The sequence below is a fragment of the Williamsia sp. M5A3_1d genome (assembly GCF_053345315.1).
The window spans coordinates 463737-480243 of record NZ_JBKEZX010000004.1 but is presented as its reverse complement, the minus strand read 5'-3'; the positions used below and the strand labels follow the sequence as shown (position 1 = coordinate 480243).

The following is a 16507-nucleotide window of genomic DNA, read 5'->3' as shown; positions in this document are numbered from 1 at the left end:
GCGAGGGGCCGTCCCGGTCGATCATCCGGCGGCCGCCGAACTCGGCAGTTCGTGGCCGAGCTGCGCGGCGAGCTCGGTGATGAGCTGCACCGCGCTGTCGGCGATGACGGTGCCGGGCGGGAAGATGGCGGTCGCGCCGGCCGCGTACAGCGCGTCGAAGTCACCGGGCGGGATGACGCCGCCGACGACGATCATGATGTCCTCGCGACCGACCGCGGCGAGGGCCGAACGCAGCGCGGGCACCAGGGTGAGGTGACCTGCGGCGAGCGAACTGACCCCGACGACGTGCACGTCGTTGTCGGCAGCCTGACGGGCCACCTCGTCCGGCGTCTGGAACAGCGGGCCCACGTCGACGTCGAAGCCGAGGTCGGCAAAGGCGGTGGCGATCACCTTCTGGCCGCGGTCGTGACCGTCCTGGCCCATCTTGGCGATGAGCACACGGGGGCGGCGACCCTCGGCCTCGGCGAACTCGCCGACGATGGCGATCGCGGCATCGATGTTGCTCACCTGCCCGGCCTCATGTCGGTACACCCCGCTGATGGTCTTGATCTCCGCCTGGTGCCGACCGTAGACCTTCTCCAACGCCTCGGAGATCTCGCCGACCGTCGCCATGTGACGCGCTGCCTCGATGGCCAACGCCATCAGGTTGTTCTCGACACCGTCCTGCGCCCCGGGCCCGCCCTCGGTCGCCGTACCGGTGGCCTCGGCGGCCCGGGTCAGGTTCGCCAGTGCCGCCGTGACCGCCTCGGTGTCGCGTGACGCCCGCAACGACGCGAGCTTCTCGAGTTGCTCGGCACGGACGCGGCTGTTCTCGACCTTGAGGACCTCTACCTCCTGATCGGAGTCGACGGCGTACTTGTTGATGCCGATCACCGGCTGTCGGCCCGAGTCGATGCGCGCCTGGGTGCGGGCGGCGGCCTCCTCGATCCGCAGCTTCGGGATGCCCTCGTCGATGGCCTGGGCCATGCCGCCGGCCTCCTCGACCTCGGCGATGTGGGCGCGTGCCCGTTCGGCGAGCCGGTGGGTGAGCCACTCGAGGTAGTACGAGCCGCCCCAGGGGTCGATGGGACGGGTGGTGCCGGATTCCTGCTGCAGCAGCAGTTGGGTGTTGCGGGCGATGCGTGCGGAGAAGTCGGTGGGCAGGGCCAGCGCCTCGTCGAGGGCGTTGGTGTGCAGGGACTGGGTGTGGCCCTGCGTGGCAGCCATCGCCTCGATGCAGGTGCGGGCGACGTTGTTGAACGGGTCCTGCGCGGTGAGCGACCACCCCGAGGTCTGCGAATGGGTGCGCAGCGACCGCGATTTCGGGTTCTTCGGCTCGAACTGGGCCACCAGTTCGCTCCAGATGAGCCGGGCGGCACGGAGTTTGGCGACCTCCATGAAGAAGTTCATGCCGATGCCCCAGAAGAACGACAGGCGCGGGGCGAACGTGTCGATGTCCATACCCGCGGCGAGCCCGGCGCGGATGTACTCCACGCCGTCGGCGAGGGTGTAGGCGAGCTCGAGATCGGCTGTGGCCCCGGCCTCCTGGATGTGGTAGCCCGAGATGGAGATCGAGTTGTACCGGGGCATCTTCTCGCTCGTGTAGGCGAAGATGTCGGAGATGATCCGCATCGACGGCTTCGGCGGATAGATGTAGGTGTTGCGGACCATGAACTCTTTGAGGATGTCGTTCTGGATGGTCCCGGCCAGCTTCTCCGGCGCCACGCCCTGCTCCTGCGCCGCGGCGACGTAGAGCGCGAGGATCGGCAACACGGCGCCGTTCATCGTCATCGACACCGACACCGAGCCGAGGTCGATGCCGTCGAACAGCTCACGCATGTCGAGGATCGAGTCGATCGCGACCCCGGCCATGCCGACGTCGCCCTCCACCCGGGGATGGTCGGAGTCGTAGCCGCGGTGGGTGGCGAGGTCGAACGCGACCGACAGACCCTTCTGACCGGCGGCGAGGTTGCGCCGGTAGAACGCGTTCGATTCCGCGGCGGTGGAGAACCCGGCGTACTGGCGGATCGTCCACGGCTGGTTGACGTACATCGTGGGGTACGGCCCGCGTAGGAACGGGGCGGTGCCGGGATAGGTGTCGATCGGGAAGCCCTCGGCGACGGCCTCGTCGCGATCGGCGCGTCCGTACACCGGACGCACGTCGATGCCCTCGGGGGTCGACCACGTCACCTGCTCGGCGGTGTACCCGTTGGCCTCGGCGCCGGACTCGGCGAGTGAGTCCAGGTCGTCGCGACCGATCTCGGTGGTGTCGGGACCCGCGGCGCCGGGGTCGACGAGAGGGATCTCGGCGAAGCTGCCGACACCGGGTCGTGTCTGCTGTGTCGTCTCGGCCGGGGCCGTCTCGGGTGGGGTCGTCATGCGGGGGCTCCCTGCGATGTGAGCATGTCGAGCAGGTCGGTGAGGACGGCCACCGCGTCGACCCCGAGGGTCAGGTGGCCGTCGGGACCGAGCGTCTCGTCGTCGGCGGCCGCGGTGTCGGCGAGGGCTTTTCGGGGCCCGGCCAGCAGGACCCGGGTCACCCCGGCCGACCTCAGCGCGGCGATGGCGTCGAGTGCCTCGGCGGCATAGCGCTTGTCGGTGCCGCAGACCACCGCGACGGTGCACCCGGCCGACCGTGCCGCGTCGGCGAGGTCGTCGGTGGGTCCGGGGTCGATCGCGGCGATCCCGCCCGCGGCCATCAGGTTCGTGGTGAACGTGGTGCGCGCGTTGTACTCCGCGACGGTGCCCAGCGGTGCGAGGAGGACCGACGGGCGGTCGCCGGTGGCGGCGAGGTGCGCGTCGGAGCGGTCGCGCAGCGCCTCGAAGGCCTCGCCGTAGCGAGCCGCGGTGGGCGCGACGCGGTCGGCCGGAAGGGGCTTCTCGGCGAGGTTCGGGAACTCGGTGACACCGGTGACGGCGACGCGTCGGTGCGCGATGTCGTCGTCACGACGCGCGCGGGTGGCGGCCACGTCGTCGGCGAGCGATCCGGAGTCGAGCGCCGCGGTGTACCCGCCGCCGGCGTCGATCCGCTGCAACACCTCCCATGCCGCCTGCGCCATGCGATCGGTGAGGTCCTCGACGAACCACGATCCGGCTGCCGGGTCGAGCACCCGACCCAGGTGGGATTCCTCGAGCAGCAGCAGTTGGGTGTTGCGGGCCATTCGTTCGGCGAAGGTGCGCGAGACCCCCAACGCGTCGGGCGGTAGGGCGGCGTCGAACGGGAGCACGGTCACCTGATCGGCGCCCCCGATCCCGGCGCCGAACGCTCCGAGCGTGGTGCGCAGCAGGTTCACCCACGGATCGCGCTGGGTCATCATCGCCGACGACGTGACCCCGTGCTGGGGGGCTCCCCCGTGCTCGGGGGCACCCGCGACCTGGGCGACACGTGCCCACACCCGGCGGGCGGCGCGGAACTTGGCGATCGTCTCGAACTGGGCGTCGGTGGCGGCGAGGCGGAAGGAGATCTGGTCGAGGGCGTCGGCGACCGACATGCCGCTCTCGGTGGCCAGTCGCAGGTATTCGACGCCGGCCGCCACCGCCGCACCGATCTCTTGTGCCTCCGATGCACCGGCGTCGTGGAACACCGTGCCGTCGACGCAGATGGTCCGGATCGGTTCGGTGCGTGCGGCCGCGGCGGCCGCCAGCGACAGGGTGTCGGGGACAGAGGTGCCGTCGCGTCCGGCGAACCTTGCGGTCAGGGGGTCGGCCCCGAGGCAGATGTGGGTGGTGGTCGGGTCGGCGGCGTCGGGTCGCGCGTCGAGCAGGGAGAACAATGCCGAACCGACCGAGGCGGTGGCGGCGCCGGCATCCACGGTGAGGGGTGCGAGGTCGAGGAGCACCCCGTCGAGGGCGCGGGTGAGATCGGCGGCGGGGTCGTCGGTGCTCGGGCTCCACCAGATCGCGCTGACCCCGGTCGTCAGACCGTCGAGGATGGCCGTGTTCACCTCGGCGGGGTCGGTTCCCTCGCCCCCGTAGACCGCGGTGACATGCCAACCGCGTGTGACGTCGCGGGTGGCGTCACGACCGCGGACGAACGGGAACCGGCCGGGCAGGGCGGGCTCGGGTGTCTCGGTGCCGGGATCGTAGAGCGGGTCGATGCCGATGTCGTCGTAGGTGGTGGTGGTCAACAGCGCCGACGCGGGCTGGGGGATCTCCGAGGGATCGACACGGCGTGTCTTCGCCAGCACCCCGGCGACGGCCTGCTCCCAGGCGGCGCGGGCGGCCTCCGGCGCATCGGCGGTCGATGCCGCCCGATCTCCTGAGCTCTGAACCACGTGTGGAACTCCTCGTCCCCGGTCGATCCCCGGTGGGTGTGATCGTAGCGGCGGTCGGTCACCGTGCGGCGTCGTCGGCGGTGGTCGACGGGCATGCGTGGTGGGTGGGCCTCCTGTGTATCTACCGCATCCGTCGATGAGACGGCGGTCACACCCGTGTGAACGCTCGGTCGGGTGGCGGTGGTGGGGTGGCGGGTACGGTGAAACACCGTGGTCGGAGCTCTTCGCCGGTGGTGGCGACTCGGTGCGGTGGGTGTGGTGTTCGTCGCTGCCGCGATCACCGCGACCGTTGTCGGTCTGCCCGACGTCGACCAGTTCCGACAGTGGTCGTCGTCCATCGGTCCCGGGTTCGTGATCCTCTTCCTCGTCGTCCACGCGGTGGTCTGCGTGGCGCCGATCCCGAGGACGATCTTCACCCTGGCCTCCGGCGTCCTCTTCGGCCCGGTCCTCGGCCTCGCCGTCGCCGTCGTGGCCAGCACCGCGAGTGCGACCGCGGCGTTTCTGCTGGTCCGGTCGCTGGGCCGCGAGACGGTCGCCGCGAGACTCACCCATCCGGCCGTGACCGCGGTCAACAGGCGACTCGAACGCCGCGGATGGTTGGCCGTCGGGTCGTTGCGGATGATCGCGCCCGTGCCGTTCTCGATCATCAACTACTGCGCCGGGTTGTCGGCGGTGCGTCTGCTCCCTTTCGTGGCCGCGACGGTGGTCGGCATCCTCCCCGGCACGGTGTCGATCGTGATCCTCGGCAGCGTGATCGGTGGCGGGGCGAATCCGTGGGGTCTGGTGGTGTCGGTGGCCGGTGTCGCCCTGGGCCTGGTGGGTATGGCCCTCGACGCGCGCCTACCGGTCACCGAGACAGGCAAGCCTTCGGACTTGTCCAGCAAAGATCAAGCCTCGGACATGGACAAGGATCCGGTGACGCCGCACTCGTAAAGTCGTGAGGCTTGACATGAGCTGGTCAACCATTCAGACTTGACGAATGTTCGTGATGACCGTCGATCAGCGACGCAGCCGCCGCGAACGCGACCGTGTGCCGGACCTGCTGGCACGGTTCGCCGACACACCCGTGGTCCGATCTTTCGACCGCACCGCCGGCGACGAGGTCCAGGCCGTGGTGGCCGAGGCATCGGTGGTCGTCGACATCACCCTCGTGCTCGCCGAACTCGGCACCTGGAGCATCGGCATCGGCGCGGGCCCCGTCGAGGAACCGCTCCCCGCGGTCACCCGGGCCGGTCGGGGGCCGGCTTTCGAGGCGGCGCGCGAGGCGGTGACCCTCGCCAAGCATGCGCCGGGATCGGTGTGTGTGCGCGGCCCCGACACCGACACCGCGGCCGACGCGGCAGCCGTGCTCAGCCTGCTCGCCGTCCTCGTCGCACGTCGATCCCCGGAGGGTCGTGCGGCGGTCGAACAGATGCGGGCCGGCCGGTCGCAAAGCGAGGCCGCCGACGCACTCGCCGTCAGCAAACAGGCGGTGTCGCAACGACTCGCGGTGGCCGGATGGCAGGCCGAGACGGCCGGTCGACGCACCGCCATCCGTCTCGTCGAGCGCGTCGACCCCGGGCCGGGCGGTGCGTCGTGATGGTCCTGGTCGTCGCCGCCCTCGTGGTCTCCGCCCTCGCCCCGCTCCCCCAGATCCTCGGGCTCCGATCGCCCACCGCGCGTCGCATCGCCGCGGGCCTCGGGGTCGTCGGGGTGATCGTCGCCGCGATCGCGGCCACCCAGACCGATCCGGCCACCGGGTTCGCACGCGGACTGGTCCTCGTCCTGGGCGTGACCTCGGCAGCGACCGGCGCCATCGCCCTGGTGCCCCTGCTCTTCGACATCGTGCGGGCCGAGGACGACCGACACCCCGCACCCGATCCCGACAGCGCAGATCCCGACAGCGCGGATCCCGACAGCGCGGATCCCGACAGCACCGACCCCGCGCCGACGATCGTCACGACGCCGTTGCGCGGCGGACGACTCATCGGGGTCCTCGAACGTACGGCCGTCGCCGCCGCCGTCCTCGCCGGGTGGCCCGAGGGCATCGCCGTCGTGCTGGCGGTGAAAGGTCTCGCCCGCTACCCGGAGATCCGCGCCGCCCACGCCGGCGAACAGTTCATCATCGGCACGTTCGGATCGGTCCTGTGGGCGCTGGCCGTCGCGGGCACCGCACACCTCGCCCTGTACTGACACCTCGCCGAGATCGGTGCGTCCACGAGGCGTCTTACACTGTGCGCCATGATCTCTCGTACGGGGCTCGCCTCGGCACTCGTCGTGACCACACTCACGATGTCGATTCCCACGATCACCGCGGCCGCATCACCGACGCCCTCGGTGTCCGGTGCCGGCGCGATCGTCGCGCCCGTCGTCGAACGCCTCGTGCTCGCCGACGCGGTGGCGCGGTCGAAATGGCTGACCCGCGGTGCGATCGATGATCCGGTGCGCGAACGGGCCGTCATCGACGCCTCGGTGGCGGGTGTGGCGCCCGCGTCGACCGATCGGGTGCGTGCCGTGGTCCGCGATCAGATCGAGGCGAGCAAGACGGTGCAGCGGGCACTGTTCGCCGAGTGGCGGGCGGCCCCGTGGACCGCACCCCGCGTCGAGCCGGACCTGTCGGTCACCCGCAGCAGGATCACCGACCTGACGACCGCCATCGTCGTGCGACTCACCGACCGCGACATGCGCGACCCGTCGTGTCGGGCCGACGTGGCGTCGGCCACGGTGCGTGCCGTCGCCGACCGCAGGCTGACGCCGCTGCAGACCGTGTCCCTCGTGCAGGCCGAACGCTCGCTGTGCGCGCTATGAGCCTGTGCCGGGGCCGATCTCGTCCTGACCGGCGTCCGGGTAGCCGCGATCGCGACCACCGAGCACCGTCTCCGGTACCGACGACTGTGAGCGCGACGTGAGCGGTTCGGCGACCGGCTTGCGGGCCACCGCCTCGGCCTCGGCGACCGCCTGCGCGACCTTCGGGTCCGATGCGAGATCGAACCAGTCCTCGACGTCGGAGTCGTCGACCACCGGCGGCTCGTCGGAGTCCGACGGCTCGTAGCGGAACACGCCGTCGTCCCCCTGTGCGCCGAAGGACTTCGCGAACCCCTGCAGCGCGGACCCGAAGTCCGACGGGACGACCCATACCGAATTGCCTTCGCCCGCAGCCATCTCCGGCAGCTTCTGCAGATACTGGTAGGCGAGGAGTTCCGGGGTCGGCTTGCCCGCCTTGATCGCGGCGAACACCTTCTCGATCGACTTGGCCTCACCCTGCGCATAGAGATACTGCGCGGCGCGCTCACCCTGGGCGCTGAGGATCCGAGACTGGCGGTCGGCCTCGGCGGCGAGGATGGCGGCCTGCTTCGCGCCCTCGGCCGAGAGGATCTGGCTCTGCTTGTTGCCCTCGGCGGTCTTGATCGACGACTCGCGCTGACCCTCGGCGGTGAGGATCATGGCGCGCTTCTCGCGGTCGGCCTTCATCTGCTTCTCCATCGACTCCTGGATCGACGGCGGCGGCATGATGCTCTTGAGCTCCACACGGGCGACCCGCAGGCCCCAGCGTCCGGTCGCCTCGTCGAGCACGCCGCGCAGCTGCGCGTTGATCGAGTCGCGGGAGGTCAGCGTCTCCTCCAGCGTCATGCCACCGACGACGTTGCGCAGGGTCGTGGTCGCGAGCTGCTCGACACCGATGATGTAGTTGTTGATCTCGTAGACCGCCGACTGCGGAACCGTCACCTGGAAGTAGACGACCGTGTCGATCGACAGGGTCAGGTTGTCCTCGGTGATCACCGGCTGCGGCGGGAACGACACCACCTGCTCACGCAGATCCACCCGCGCGCGGATCCGGTCGACGAACGGCACCAGCAGCGTGAGCTGGCCCGACACCGTCTTGGTGTAGCGGCCGAGTCGTTCGATCACCGCCGCCTCCGCCTGCGGGATGAGGGCAACCGACCGGAAGAGGATGACGAATGCCAGCAGAACCAGCACCACCACGACCACGAGTCCGACAACCATTGCGTACCTAGCCTTTCCAGACGACCGCGGTCGCCCCGTCGATCTGCATGACCATGACGTCCTGGCCGGATTCGAAGACATCGGACTCGTGCAGGGCACGAGCCGACCACACCGCGCCGTCGAGCTTCACCTGTCCGCCGCGACCGTCGACGGTGGTGACCACCGTCGCCGTCTTCCCCTGCAACGCCTCGGCGTTGGTGGCCAGCATCGGTCGACGCATCAGATGCCGTCTGGCCACCGGACGCACCGCGCCGAGCAACAGCACCGACACCCCGGCGAACACGATGCCGTCGACCACCAGCGGCAGGTCGAACAACGCGACACCCGATGCGGCGAGTGCACCGCCGGCGAGCATCAGCAGCACCAACTCGCCGCTGAGCGCCTCGGCACCGACCAGGATCAGTGCCGCAGCCAACCACAGGAGCGCGGACATGACCCCATACTGCCAGAACGCTCGTACGAGCCGGTCGATCGTCGATCGCGGCCCGGGCCCGCGGAGGCCGGTACGACTTCCGCGCCGGACAGGGGCCTACTCCGGTACGGCCGTGACGAAGTCGATGAGTTCCTCGACACTGCGGAGCAACTCGACCCGCACGTCGCGGAAGTCACGCACCGCGGCGTACACCCGACGCCACCCGTCGGTCGGTGTCCCCCAACCCAGTCGGGCGCAGACACCGGCCTTCCACTCCTCCGACCGGGGCACCGTCGGCCACGAGTCGATCCGTAGTCGTTCGGGTTTGACGGCCTCCCACACGTCGATGAACGGGTGGCCGCACACCAGCACATGGGGTCCGACGCTCCGGGTCAGCCGGCTCTCCTTCGAGTGGGCGACGAGGTGGTCGACGAGGACCCCGGCACGGCGATGCGGTGCCGGGCCGAACTCCGCGAGGACCTCGTCGAGGTTGTCGAGACCGTCGAGGCTGACCACGACGATCCCCTCGGCGCGCAGATCGTCACCCCAGATCCGTTCGACGAGGGCCGCGTCGTGCACCCCCTCCACGAACAGGCGACTCGCACGGGCGGTTCGGGCCCGCCGTGTGGGGGCGGCGACCGATCCCGACGCCGTCCGTGCCCGGGTGGTGGGCGCCGAGACGGTCGGGCGGGTGAGCGTGACCGGGGCACCGTCGATGAGGAAGGCTGCGGGCCACATGCCGAACAGTCGGGTGCGGCCGGCACGGTCCTCGAGCCGGACGTGGTCGACGTCGTTGCCGCGTTCGATCCCGACGACCGCGCCGCAGAAGCCGGTCGCCGCGTCCTCCACGACGAGATCGGTCTCGGCGGCCACCGTGGGCGTCGGGGGTCGGCGACTGCGTCCTCCCGCGAGGACATCGGATCCGTAGCGGTCCCCGGAAGCGTTGCTGTGCACGGGGTCGACGCTAGATTTCACCGCCCCGGAAAGGGTCGTGCCACGCCGGGCGCACCTCGTATCGGGCCGGCTTCGGCGCGCCCGGTGTCGTCGGCGGGCGCTATCGTGGCGGGGATGACCGAGACCACCCACGATCCCCGGGTCGGCAGCCTGCGGGCGCTGACCGGCCTCGCCACGTCCGGTGCCCTGTGGCGCCGTGGCCGACGCTCCCCCGACGACATCGTCGACACCCTGGCCGACATCGCCCCCGGTCACCGCGTCGCCGCTGCCGACCCGGACGCGGCAGCCGCCATCGGCGTCGGCGCGGCCGAATCCGGTACCGGAGCGCTTCTCCGCGCGATCCGCACCGCCGACCGGATCAGGTTGCTGATGCCCGCGGCCGGCGACACGTGTGGGATCACGAGTCCTGGTGCGCTGGCGGTGGCACTCGAGGCGCGCGCCGTTCTCTCGTTGTGGACCGGTGTCGGCGACGACGCCGTCGGCATCGTGGTGCGCGCGGTGGCACCGGGCTCGCTCTCGTGGACCGCGCACCACCTCGGTGAGGTGCGCGGCCGTCCGGTGGAGAGTCTCGGAGAGGTGGAATACGAGCTGCGACAGGCGGTGCGCGACGCGGCCGAACTGTTCGCGACGCTCGACACGATCGATCCCGGTTCACGCTCGGCGAGCGATCTCCGGACCCGGCTGACGACGCTGATCGACATCGACCGGGTGGAACTGCCGCCCGAGGCGGGCGACCGGATCATCCGGGTGATGGACCAGGCCACCCAGGTCGCCGCGATCGTCACGCTCGTCGGTGAGCGGACCCCCGCGGTGGGTATGACCGCGGGCAGTCAGGACAGCGTCGACGCCGCCCTGGAACGTCTACGGACGCTGACCCGCCAGGCCCGGATGACCGCGGTCAACACGGTCATCTCGGAGCTGGAGCGGTCACCGCACTGAGGTCGTGGGCTCCGGCCGTGACGGTCGCTTCGATGCGCAGCACCCGACCGCGCAGCGTGCCCCGTTGTCGGTGCAGCCGAGCCCGGCGGCGTCGGTGGTCTGGCCCTCGAGCTGATCGGTGATCAGCGCGACGATCATGTCGATGTAGCGGTCGTCGGCCCCGACGGTGCCCGCGCGGGCCAGTGCGATCCCGACCTCGCCGGCCGTCTCGACCGCCTCGGTGTCGAGATCCCACACCACCTCGAGGTGGTCGGAGACGAACCCGATGGGGCACACGATGGCCGCGGCTGCGCCGTCGGCGGCGATCGCCTCGAGGTGATCGCAGATGTCGGGTTCGAGCCACGGGATCTGCGGCGGACCCGACCGCGATTGCCACACGACGTCGTGCGCATCGAAACCAGCTGCGGCCGCGGCCTTCTCGGATGCGGCGGTGACCTGACGGCTGTAGAGGTGTCCACCGAGTTCCGGTGGGCCCGCGGCGGTGTCGGCTGCCACCGGGATCGAGTGTGCGGTGAACACCAGGCGCGCATCGTCACGGACCTCGGCGGGCAGCCGGGTGCGTGCGTCGGCGATGGCGTCGGCGCACGCGCTGATCATCTCCGGGCGATCCCAGTAGTGCGGCAGCTTGCGCAGCGTGATCGGGTCGTCGGCGTGTGCGGGGTTCGCGGCGGACAGCGACTCGAGCGCGCGTGCGATGTCCTCGTGGTACTGCGCGCAGCCCGAGTACCCGCCCCACGCCGACGTCGGGAACACCAGCACGTGGCGGTGGCCCGCGGCGTACATCGCCGCGACGGTGTCCTCGATCATCGGATGCCAGTTGCGGTTGCCGAAGAACACCGGCAGGTCGATCGCCGCGGCCGACAGAGCGGCCCGCAACCGGTCGATGATGTCGAGGTTGAGCGCGTTGATCGGCGACACACCACCGAAGTGGAAGTAGTGCTCGGCCACGGCGTCGAGTCGCTCGGGTGGAACACCGCGACCGCGGGTGACGTTCTCGAGGAACGGTCGGACGTCATCGGGACCGTCGGGCCCGCCGAACGACAGCAGCAGGACGGCGTCGAACGGGGTGGCGTCGGGGGATGCGGTCTCGGGGGATCCGGTCTCGCCTGCTGCGGTCATGAACCGGTGAAACCCTCGGGGAACCAGGTGTTGTGGCTCGCGCCGCCGTCGACGTAGACGATCGACCCGGTGGTACCCGGCAACCAGTCCGAGAGCAGCGCACAGATCGACTTCGCGACGACTGTCGGGTCGTCGACGTTCCAGCCGATCGGCGATGCGCCGTCCCAGTACTCGTTGAGCATGTTCAGCTGCTTGGCGTCGTCGGTCGCCGTGCCCGCGATGGCCTTGGCGGCGAGGGTCTTGATGGGGCCGGCGGCGACGAGGTTGGAGCGGATGCGCTTGGCCTCGCCCACCTCTCGCGCAACATAGCGGTTGACCGCCTCCAGCGCCGCCTTCGCGACGCCCATCCAGTTGTAGTACGGCATGGCGGTGCGCGGATCGAAGTCCATCCCGACGATCGATCCACCTTCGTTCATCACCGGCAGGACCGCGCGCGCCAACGAGGCGTAGCTCCACGCCGAGATCTCGAACGACTTCGCGGCGTCGGGGCCCGGGGCGTCGAGGAACGGCACGGCGTCGGGACCCATGAGGTTCTTGGGCGCCATCGCGATCGAGTGCAGGACACCGTCGACGCCCTCGGGCGCGAGTTCGCGCACCTTGTCGGCCAGTTGGCCGAGGTTCTCCTCGTCGGTGATGTCGAGACCGATGGCCGGGGGCACCTCCTGCGGGAGTCGCTTGGCGATGCGGTCGATGAGGCGCAGCCGCTGCGGGATGCCGGTGATGATCACCTTCGCGCCCTGCCCCTGCGCCATCGCCGCGGCGTGGAACGCGATCGACGAGTCGGTGATGATTCCGGTGATCAGGATGGTCTTGCCCTCGAGCAGTCCGCTCACGTGTGAACTCCTAAGACGTCGGTGCAGATGAAAGTTGTTCGGACGGTGTCGCGTCAGTGACCCATGCCGAGACCGCCGTCGACCGGGATCACGGCGCCGGAGACATACGACGAGTCGTCGGAGGCTAGCCAGCTGACCACGGCCGCGACCTCGTCGGTGCGACCCATCCGCTGTGCCGGGATCAGCTTGAGCGCCTGATCCTGGTACTCCTGCGGCAGCTCGGCGGTCATGTCGGTGTCGATGAAACCCGGCGCGACGACGTTCGCGGTGATCGACCGTGAACCGAGTTCGCGGGTCAGCGAGCGCGCCATGCCGATGAGGCCGGCCTTCGACGAGGCGTAGTTGATCTGTCCCGGAGTGCCCATGGTGGCGACCACCGAGCCGATGAAGATGAACCGCCCGAATCGCTTGCGCAACATCGAGCGACACGCCGCCTTGGCCACCCGGAACGAACCGGTGAGGTTGGCGTCGACGACCTTGGAGAACTGTTCTTCGCTCATCCGCATGAGCAGCGTGTCGTCGGTGACGCCGGCGTTCGACACGAGTACCTCGACCGGACCCTGGTGCTTCTCGACCTCGGCGAACGCCGCGGTGATCGAGTCGGCGTCGGTCACGTCGCACACCACGCCGAACAGGCCGTCGGGCGCGCCGGACCCGCGGTGGGTGACGGCGACCTTGTGGCCGTCGGCGGCGAGTCGCTGTGCGATGGCCAGTCCGATTCCGCGGTTGCCGCCGGTGACGAGGACCGAGCGGGACACACGATCGTTCGTGGTGGTGGTGTCTGCCATGACGGTCAACCTATCGGGCGGGCGTGGGCGCCGGACAACCGGCGCGCGCACACCGCGTTCACGGCAGACGCCGATTCATCGCGATCGCGCCGACGGCGGCGATCAGCACCAGGATGGTGCCCGCGATCACCCACGGCCGCGAGTTGTCGCCGCGTCGCGTCTCGAAGCCGATCTGCTGCTGGAGGGTGTCGTAGACCCTGGTCAGCTCGTCGAGGCTCGACGCGGTGAAGAACTCGCCGCCCGAGAGGTTCGCGATGCGGTTGAGCGAGTCGTCGTCGACGGGCACCGGAATCCGGTCACCCTCGAGATCGACGGTGCCGGTTCGGGTTCCGAAGGAGATCGTGTTGACCGGGATCTTCTCCTCCTTCGCCTTACGGGCGGCGGTGAAGGCACCCCGGGGGTCGTCGGGGTCGTCGGGCACGGTCTCCTTGCCGTCGGATTCGAGGACGATCCGGGCCGGCGGCGCGCCGGTGTCGCCGCCCAGCACGGCGTTGAGAGTCTTGATCTGCTGGATCGCGGCGAAGATGCCCTCGCCCGTCGCCGTCTTGTCGGCGAGCTGCAGCTTGTCGACGGCTTCTTTCGTCGCGTTGTGGTCCGGTGTCGGCGACACCAACGTCGCGGCGGTGCCCGCGTAGGAGATCAGCCCGAGGTTGATGCCGTCGGTGAGGTCGTCGGCGAACTTCTTCGCCGCCTGCTGGGCGGCCTCGATACGCGTCGGCGCGACGTCGGTGGCGTTCATCGACCGTGACACGTCGATCACGAGGATGACCGTCGCCTTGTTGCGGGGGATCTTGCGGTCGGCCTGCGGTCCGGCCAGCGCGATGGTGAGCAGCAGGAGTCCGACGAGCAACACCGCTATCGGTGCGTGTCGCAGCCGATTGCGTTGCGGTGGCACCACCGAGTCGAGCAGGTCGAGGTTGGCGAACCGGATGGCGCGGGTGTGCCTGCGCCGCTGCATGTAGACGTAGCCGGCGGCGAGTGCCACCACGACCAGGGCTAACAGCAACCACCACGGGGTGGCGAGATCGACCATGTCAGCGCCCCGTCCCGGCACCGAGGCCACGGCGGCGTCGCACCACGAACCGGACCACGTCGGCGATCCAGTCGCGATCGGTGCGCAGCGCGAGAGTCGGTGCCCCACATGTACGCAACGTGCGATGCACCTCCTCGGAGTGGGCGCGGGCCGCGCGCGCGAAGTCGTCGCGGATCCGGTCGGTGACCGTCAGTTCCCGCACCTGACCGCTCTCGGCGTCGCGCAGCACGATCTCGCCGACGTCGGGCAGTTCCATGTCGCGCGGGTCGAGGACCTCGACACCCAGCACCTCGTGGTGGCCGCCGACCGCGCGCAGCGGGCGGGACCAGTCGATCGGGCCGAGGAAGTCGCTGACGACGACCGCGAGCCCGCGGCGTCGCTCGGGACGCCGCAGTGCCTCGATCGCGGCGTCGAGATCACCGCGCACGCCGTCGGATGCGCGATGGGTGGTGGCGATGGTCTTGAGGAGGTTGAGCGCGTGCGCCCGGCCGGCGCGTGCCGGGATCCGCACGATCTGGTCGCCGGTGGCGACGATCGCGCCGATCCGGTTGCCGCCGCCGAGGGTGAGGTGGGTGATCGCCGAGCACGCCGCGACGGCGAGGTCGCGTTTGGTGCCGTTCACGGTGCCGAAATCGAGGCTCGCCGACATGTCGACGACCAGCCATGTCTCGAGTTCGCGGTCGGCGACCATCTGACGGACGTGGGCGTGGGTGGTGCGCGCGGTGACCGACCAGTCCATCCGGCGCACGTCGTCGCCGGGCTGATACATCCGCGCCTCGCCCGGCTCGGATCCCGGACCGGGGATGAGCCCGAGATGATCGCCCTGCAGCACGCCGTCGAGCTTGCGGCGGACGGTGATCTCGAGGGTCTTCAGAGCCGCGGTCAGGGTCGGGTCGTCGAGAGTGCCCGCGCCGAACGACGGCAGACGGTCAGCGTCGGCCATCGGCGGCGTCGGTGCGACCGTAGGTCGGCGCCGGGTGACCACCGGTGGACCGCGGGTCATGCTGCCCGTAGGGCCCCGGTCCGGGCGGGGTCTGCGGCGGCATGGGGTTGCCGACCGGCTGCTGGGGCGCCGACGGGGGCTGCTGGGCCGGGTTCTGCTGTCCCGGATTCTGTTGGGCCGGGTTCTGTTGGCCGACAACGGGTCCGGGGCCGGTGGGCTGAGCCGACACCTGCGGCAGCCCGACGGTCTGGAGGACGCGGGCGATGACCTGATCGGCGTCGACCTCGTCGGCCAGCGCGTCGTAGCTCAGCACCAGCCGGTGACGCAGGACGTCGGGGATGATCTCCACGACATCCTGCGGGATGACGTAGTCGCGGCCACGCACCAGTGCCAGGGCACGGGCGGCGGCGACGATGCCGAGTGTCGCGCGCGGCGAGGCGCCGTAGGACAGCCAGTTCGCGACGTCGGTCAGTCCGACGGTCTCGGGGCGGCGGGTCGCGGTGATGACACGGACGACGTAGTCGACGAGCGCGTGGTGGACGAACACGTTGGCGGCGACGCGCTGCAGCCGGACGGTGGCCTCGGGATCGAGGACGGCGTTCGCACTCGGCGGCACGTTGCCCATCCGGTAGACGATCTCGCGTTCCTCCTCCACCGACGGGTAGTCGACGAGGACCTTGAACAGGAACCGGTCACGCTGCGCCTCGGGCAGCGGGTAGACGCCCTCGTTCTCGATCGGGTTCTGGGTCGCCATCACCAGGAACGGATCGGGCATCGGGTAGGTGACGCCGCCGATGGACAGGTGGCGTTCGGCCATCACCTCGAGCAGCGCCGACTGCACCTTCGCCGGGGCGCGGTTGATCTCGTCGGCGAGCAGGAAGTTCGCCACCACCGGGCCGAGTTCGGTGTCGAACTCCTCCTTGCCCTGGCGGTAGATGCGCGTGCCGATGAGGTCGGTCGGCACCAGGTCGGGTGTGAACTGGACGCGGGAGAAGCTGCCGCCGATGACGCGGGCGAAGGTCTCGACGGCGAGGGTCTTGGCGACACCGGGGACACCCTCGAGGAGGATGTGTCCTCGGGCGAGCAGGCCGACGAGGATCCGCTCGATGAGCTGGTCCTGACCGACGATGACGCGCTTGACCTCGAACATCGTGCGCTCGAGCAGCTTTACGTCGGACTCGGTGAGGGCCGAGCCGCTCCCGCTCCCGTTCTGCCGATCACTGCCGTCGTGCATTTGCGCCACGCGAGA

16 protein-coding genes are annotated in these 16507 nt (G+C 70.2%); 5 read left to right on the top strand and 11 right to left on the bottom strand.

Annotated features, from left to right (window positions below; genetic code table 11):
• Window positions 1-21: 21 nt before the first annotated feature.
• Together scpA and ACLBW1_RS19135 are read right to left on the bottom strand one after the other, a co-directional pair.
• Window positions 22-2358 (bottom strand): methylmalonyl-CoA mutase, encoded by a 2337-nt coding sequence (scpA, locus tag ACLBW1_RS19140; RefSeq protein WP_447813369.1) that lies wholly within the window; start codon window positions 2356-2358, stop codon window positions 22-24.
• The gene (locus tag ACLBW1_RS19135) at window positions 2355-4253 is read right to left on the bottom strand and encodes a methylmalonyl-CoA mutase family protein (RefSeq protein WP_447813368.1); all 1899 of its coding nucleotides are present in this window, start codon (window positions 4251-4253) and stop codon (window positions 2355-2357) included. Before ACLBW1_RS19135 ends, scpA begins: the two co-directional genes overlap by 4 nt.
• A 210-nt stretch (window positions 4254-4463) precedes the next feature.
• On the opposite strand from ACLBW1_RS19135, the gene ACLBW1_RS19130 reads away from it, so the two are divergent.
• Genes ACLBW1_RS19130 through aroQ form a run of 4 tightly spaced genes read left to right on the top strand, consistent with a single transcriptional unit; the run spans window position 4464 to window position 7040 of the window.
• On the top strand, window positions 4464-5186 hold the full coding sequence (locus ACLBW1_RS19130; RefSeq protein WP_447813367.1) for a TVP38/TMEM64 family protein: 723 nt from the start codon (window positions 4464-4466) through the stop codon (window positions 5184-5186).
• A 46-nt stretch (window positions 5187-5232) separates the two neighbouring features.
• Entirely contained in the window at window positions 5233-5832 is a 600-nt protein-coding gene (locus tag ACLBW1_RS19125) for a hypothetical protein (RefSeq protein WP_447813366.1), read from the top strand.
• Window positions 5829-6425, top strand: a complete 597-nt coding sequence (locus tag ACLBW1_RS19120) for a hypothetical protein (protein ID WP_447813365.1) — start codon at window positions 5829-5831, stop codon at window positions 6423-6425. The genes ACLBW1_RS19125 and ACLBW1_RS19120 overlap by 4 nt, the downstream gene beginning before the upstream one ends.
• Window positions 6426-6473: 48 nt before the next feature.
• On the top strand, window positions 6474-7040 hold the full coding sequence (gene aroQ / locus ACLBW1_RS19115) for a gamma subclass chorismate mutase AroQ (RefSeq protein ID WP_447813364.1): 567 nt from the start codon (window positions 6474-6476) through the stop codon (window positions 7038-7040).
• Here the strand turns inward: aroQ and ACLBW1_RS19110 are convergent.
• The 3 genes from ACLBW1_RS19110 to ACLBW1_RS19100 form a co-directional block, all read right to left on the bottom strand.
• Window positions 7035-8237, bottom strand: a complete 1203-nt coding sequence (locus tag ACLBW1_RS19110) for an SPFH domain-containing protein (RefSeq protein ID WP_447813363.1) — start codon at window positions 8235-8237, stop codon at window positions 7035-7037. The genes aroQ and ACLBW1_RS19110 overlap by 6 nt on opposite strands.
• A gap of 7 nt (window positions 8238-8244) precedes the next feature.
• Window positions 8245-8670, bottom strand: a complete 426-nt coding sequence (locus tag ACLBW1_RS19105; protein ID WP_447813362.1) for an NfeD family protein — start codon at window positions 8668-8670, stop codon at window positions 8245-8247.
• Between the two features lie 96 nt (window positions 8671-8766).
• Entirely contained in the window at window positions 8767-9603 is an 837-nt protein-coding gene (locus tag ACLBW1_RS19100) for a DUF3097 family protein (protein WP_447813361.1), read from the bottom strand.
• 114 nt (window positions 9604-9717) lie between these two features.
• Here ACLBW1_RS19100 and ACLBW1_RS19095 point away from each other — a divergent pair, with 114 nt between their 5' ends.
• Window positions 9718-10542 carry a hypothetical protein gene (locus ACLBW1_RS19095; protein ID WP_447813360.1) on the top strand — a complete coding sequence of 275 codons (825 nt, stop codon included), beginning with the start codon at window positions 9718-9720 and terminating at the stop codon, window positions 10540-10542.
• On the opposite strand, the gene ACLBW1_RS19090 is transcribed toward ACLBW1_RS19095, so the two are convergent.
• The 6 genes from ACLBW1_RS19090 to ACLBW1_RS19065 are packed head-to-tail and all read right to left on the bottom strand — an operon-like array spanning window position 10531 to window position 16492.
• Window positions 10531-11661 carry a ferrochelatase gene (locus ACLBW1_RS19090; protein WP_447813359.1) on the bottom strand — a complete coding sequence of 377 codons (1131 nt, stop codon included), beginning with the start codon at window positions 11659-11661 and terminating at the stop codon, window positions 10531-10533. The genes ACLBW1_RS19095 and ACLBW1_RS19090 overlap by 12 nt on opposite strands.
• A complete protein-coding gene (gene inhA, locus ACLBW1_RS19085) occupies window positions 11658-12494 on the bottom strand; it encodes an NADH-dependent enoyl-ACP reductase InhA (RefSeq protein ID WP_447813358.1) in 837 nt (278 codons plus the stop codon). The genes ACLBW1_RS19090 and inhA overlap by 4 nt, the downstream gene beginning before the upstream one ends.
• Window positions 12495-12547: 53 nt before the next feature.
• Window positions 12548-13282 carry a 3-oxoacyl-ACP reductase FabG1 gene (fabG1, locus tag ACLBW1_RS19080; protein ID WP_447813357.1) on the bottom strand — a complete coding sequence of 245 codons (735 nt, stop codon included), beginning with the start codon at window positions 13280-13282 and terminating at the stop codon, window positions 12548-12550.
• A 58-nt stretch (window positions 13283-13340) separates the two neighbouring features.
• Window positions 13341-14315, bottom strand: coding sequence for a VWA domain-containing protein (locus tag ACLBW1_RS19075; RefSeq protein ID WP_447813356.1), 975 nt, complete (start codon window positions 14313-14315; stop codon window positions 13341-13343).
• A 1-nt stretch (window position 14316) separates the two neighbouring features.
• The gene (locus ACLBW1_RS19070; protein WP_447813355.1) at window positions 14317-15258 is read right to left on the bottom strand and encodes a DUF58 domain-containing protein; all 942 of its coding nucleotides are present in this window, start codon (window positions 15256-15258) and stop codon (window positions 14317-14319) included.
• On the bottom strand, window positions 15245-16492 hold the full coding sequence (locus tag ACLBW1_RS19065; protein ID WP_447813628.1) for an AAA family ATPase: 1248 nt from the start codon (window positions 16490-16492) through the stop codon (window positions 15245-15247). Before ACLBW1_RS19065 ends, ACLBW1_RS19070 begins: the two co-directional genes overlap by 14 nt.
• Window positions 16493-16507 lie beyond the last annotated feature (15 nt).

Excerpts from the sequence above, each read along its gene's own strand:
- ACLBW1_RS19070 (WP_447813355.1), bottom strand. The coding sequence starts at position 15,258 with ATGGCCGACGCTGACCGTCTGCCGTCGTTCGGCGCGGGCACTCTCGAC.
- aroQ (WP_447813364.1), top strand. The coding sequence starts at position 6,474 with ATGATCTCTCGTACGGGGCTCGCCTCGGCACTCGTCGTGACCACACTC.
- ACLBW1_RS19095 (WP_447813360.1), top strand. The coding sequence starts at position 9,718 with ATGACCGAGACCACCCACGATCCCCGGGTCGGCAGCCTGCGGGCGCTG.
- fabG1 (WP_447813357.1), bottom strand. The coding sequence starts at position 13,282 with ATGGCAGACACCACCACCACGAACGATCGTGTGTCCCGCTCGGTCCTC.
- ACLBW1_RS19125 (WP_447813366.1), top strand. The coding sequence starts at position 5,233 with ATGTTCGTGATGACCGTCGATCAGCGACGCAGCCGCCGCGAACGCGAC.
- ACLBW1_RS19110 (WP_447813363.1), bottom strand. The coding sequence starts at position 8,237 with ATGGTTGTCGGACTCGTGGTCGTGGTGGTGCTGGTTCTGCTGGCATTC.
- ACLBW1_RS19075 (WP_447813356.1), bottom strand. The coding sequence starts at position 14,315 with ATGGTCGATCTCGCCACCCCGTGGTGGTTGCTGTTAGCCCTGGTCGTG.
- ACLBW1_RS19090 (WP_447813359.1), bottom strand. The coding sequence starts at position 11,661 with ATGACCGCAGCAGGCGAGACCGGATCCCCCGAGACCGCATCCCCCGAC.
- ACLBW1_RS19105 (WP_447813362.1), bottom strand. The coding sequence starts at position 8,670 with ATGTCCGCGCTCCTGTGGTTGGCTGCGGCACTGATCCTGGTCGGTGCC.
- ACLBW1_RS19065 (WP_447813628.1), bottom strand. The coding sequence starts at position 16,492 with ATGCACGACGGCAGTGATCGGCAGAACGGGAGCGGGAGCGGCTCGGCC.
- scpA (WP_447813369.1), bottom strand. The coding sequence starts at position 2,358 with ATGACGACCCCACCCGAGACGGCCCCGGCCGAGACGACACAGCAGACA.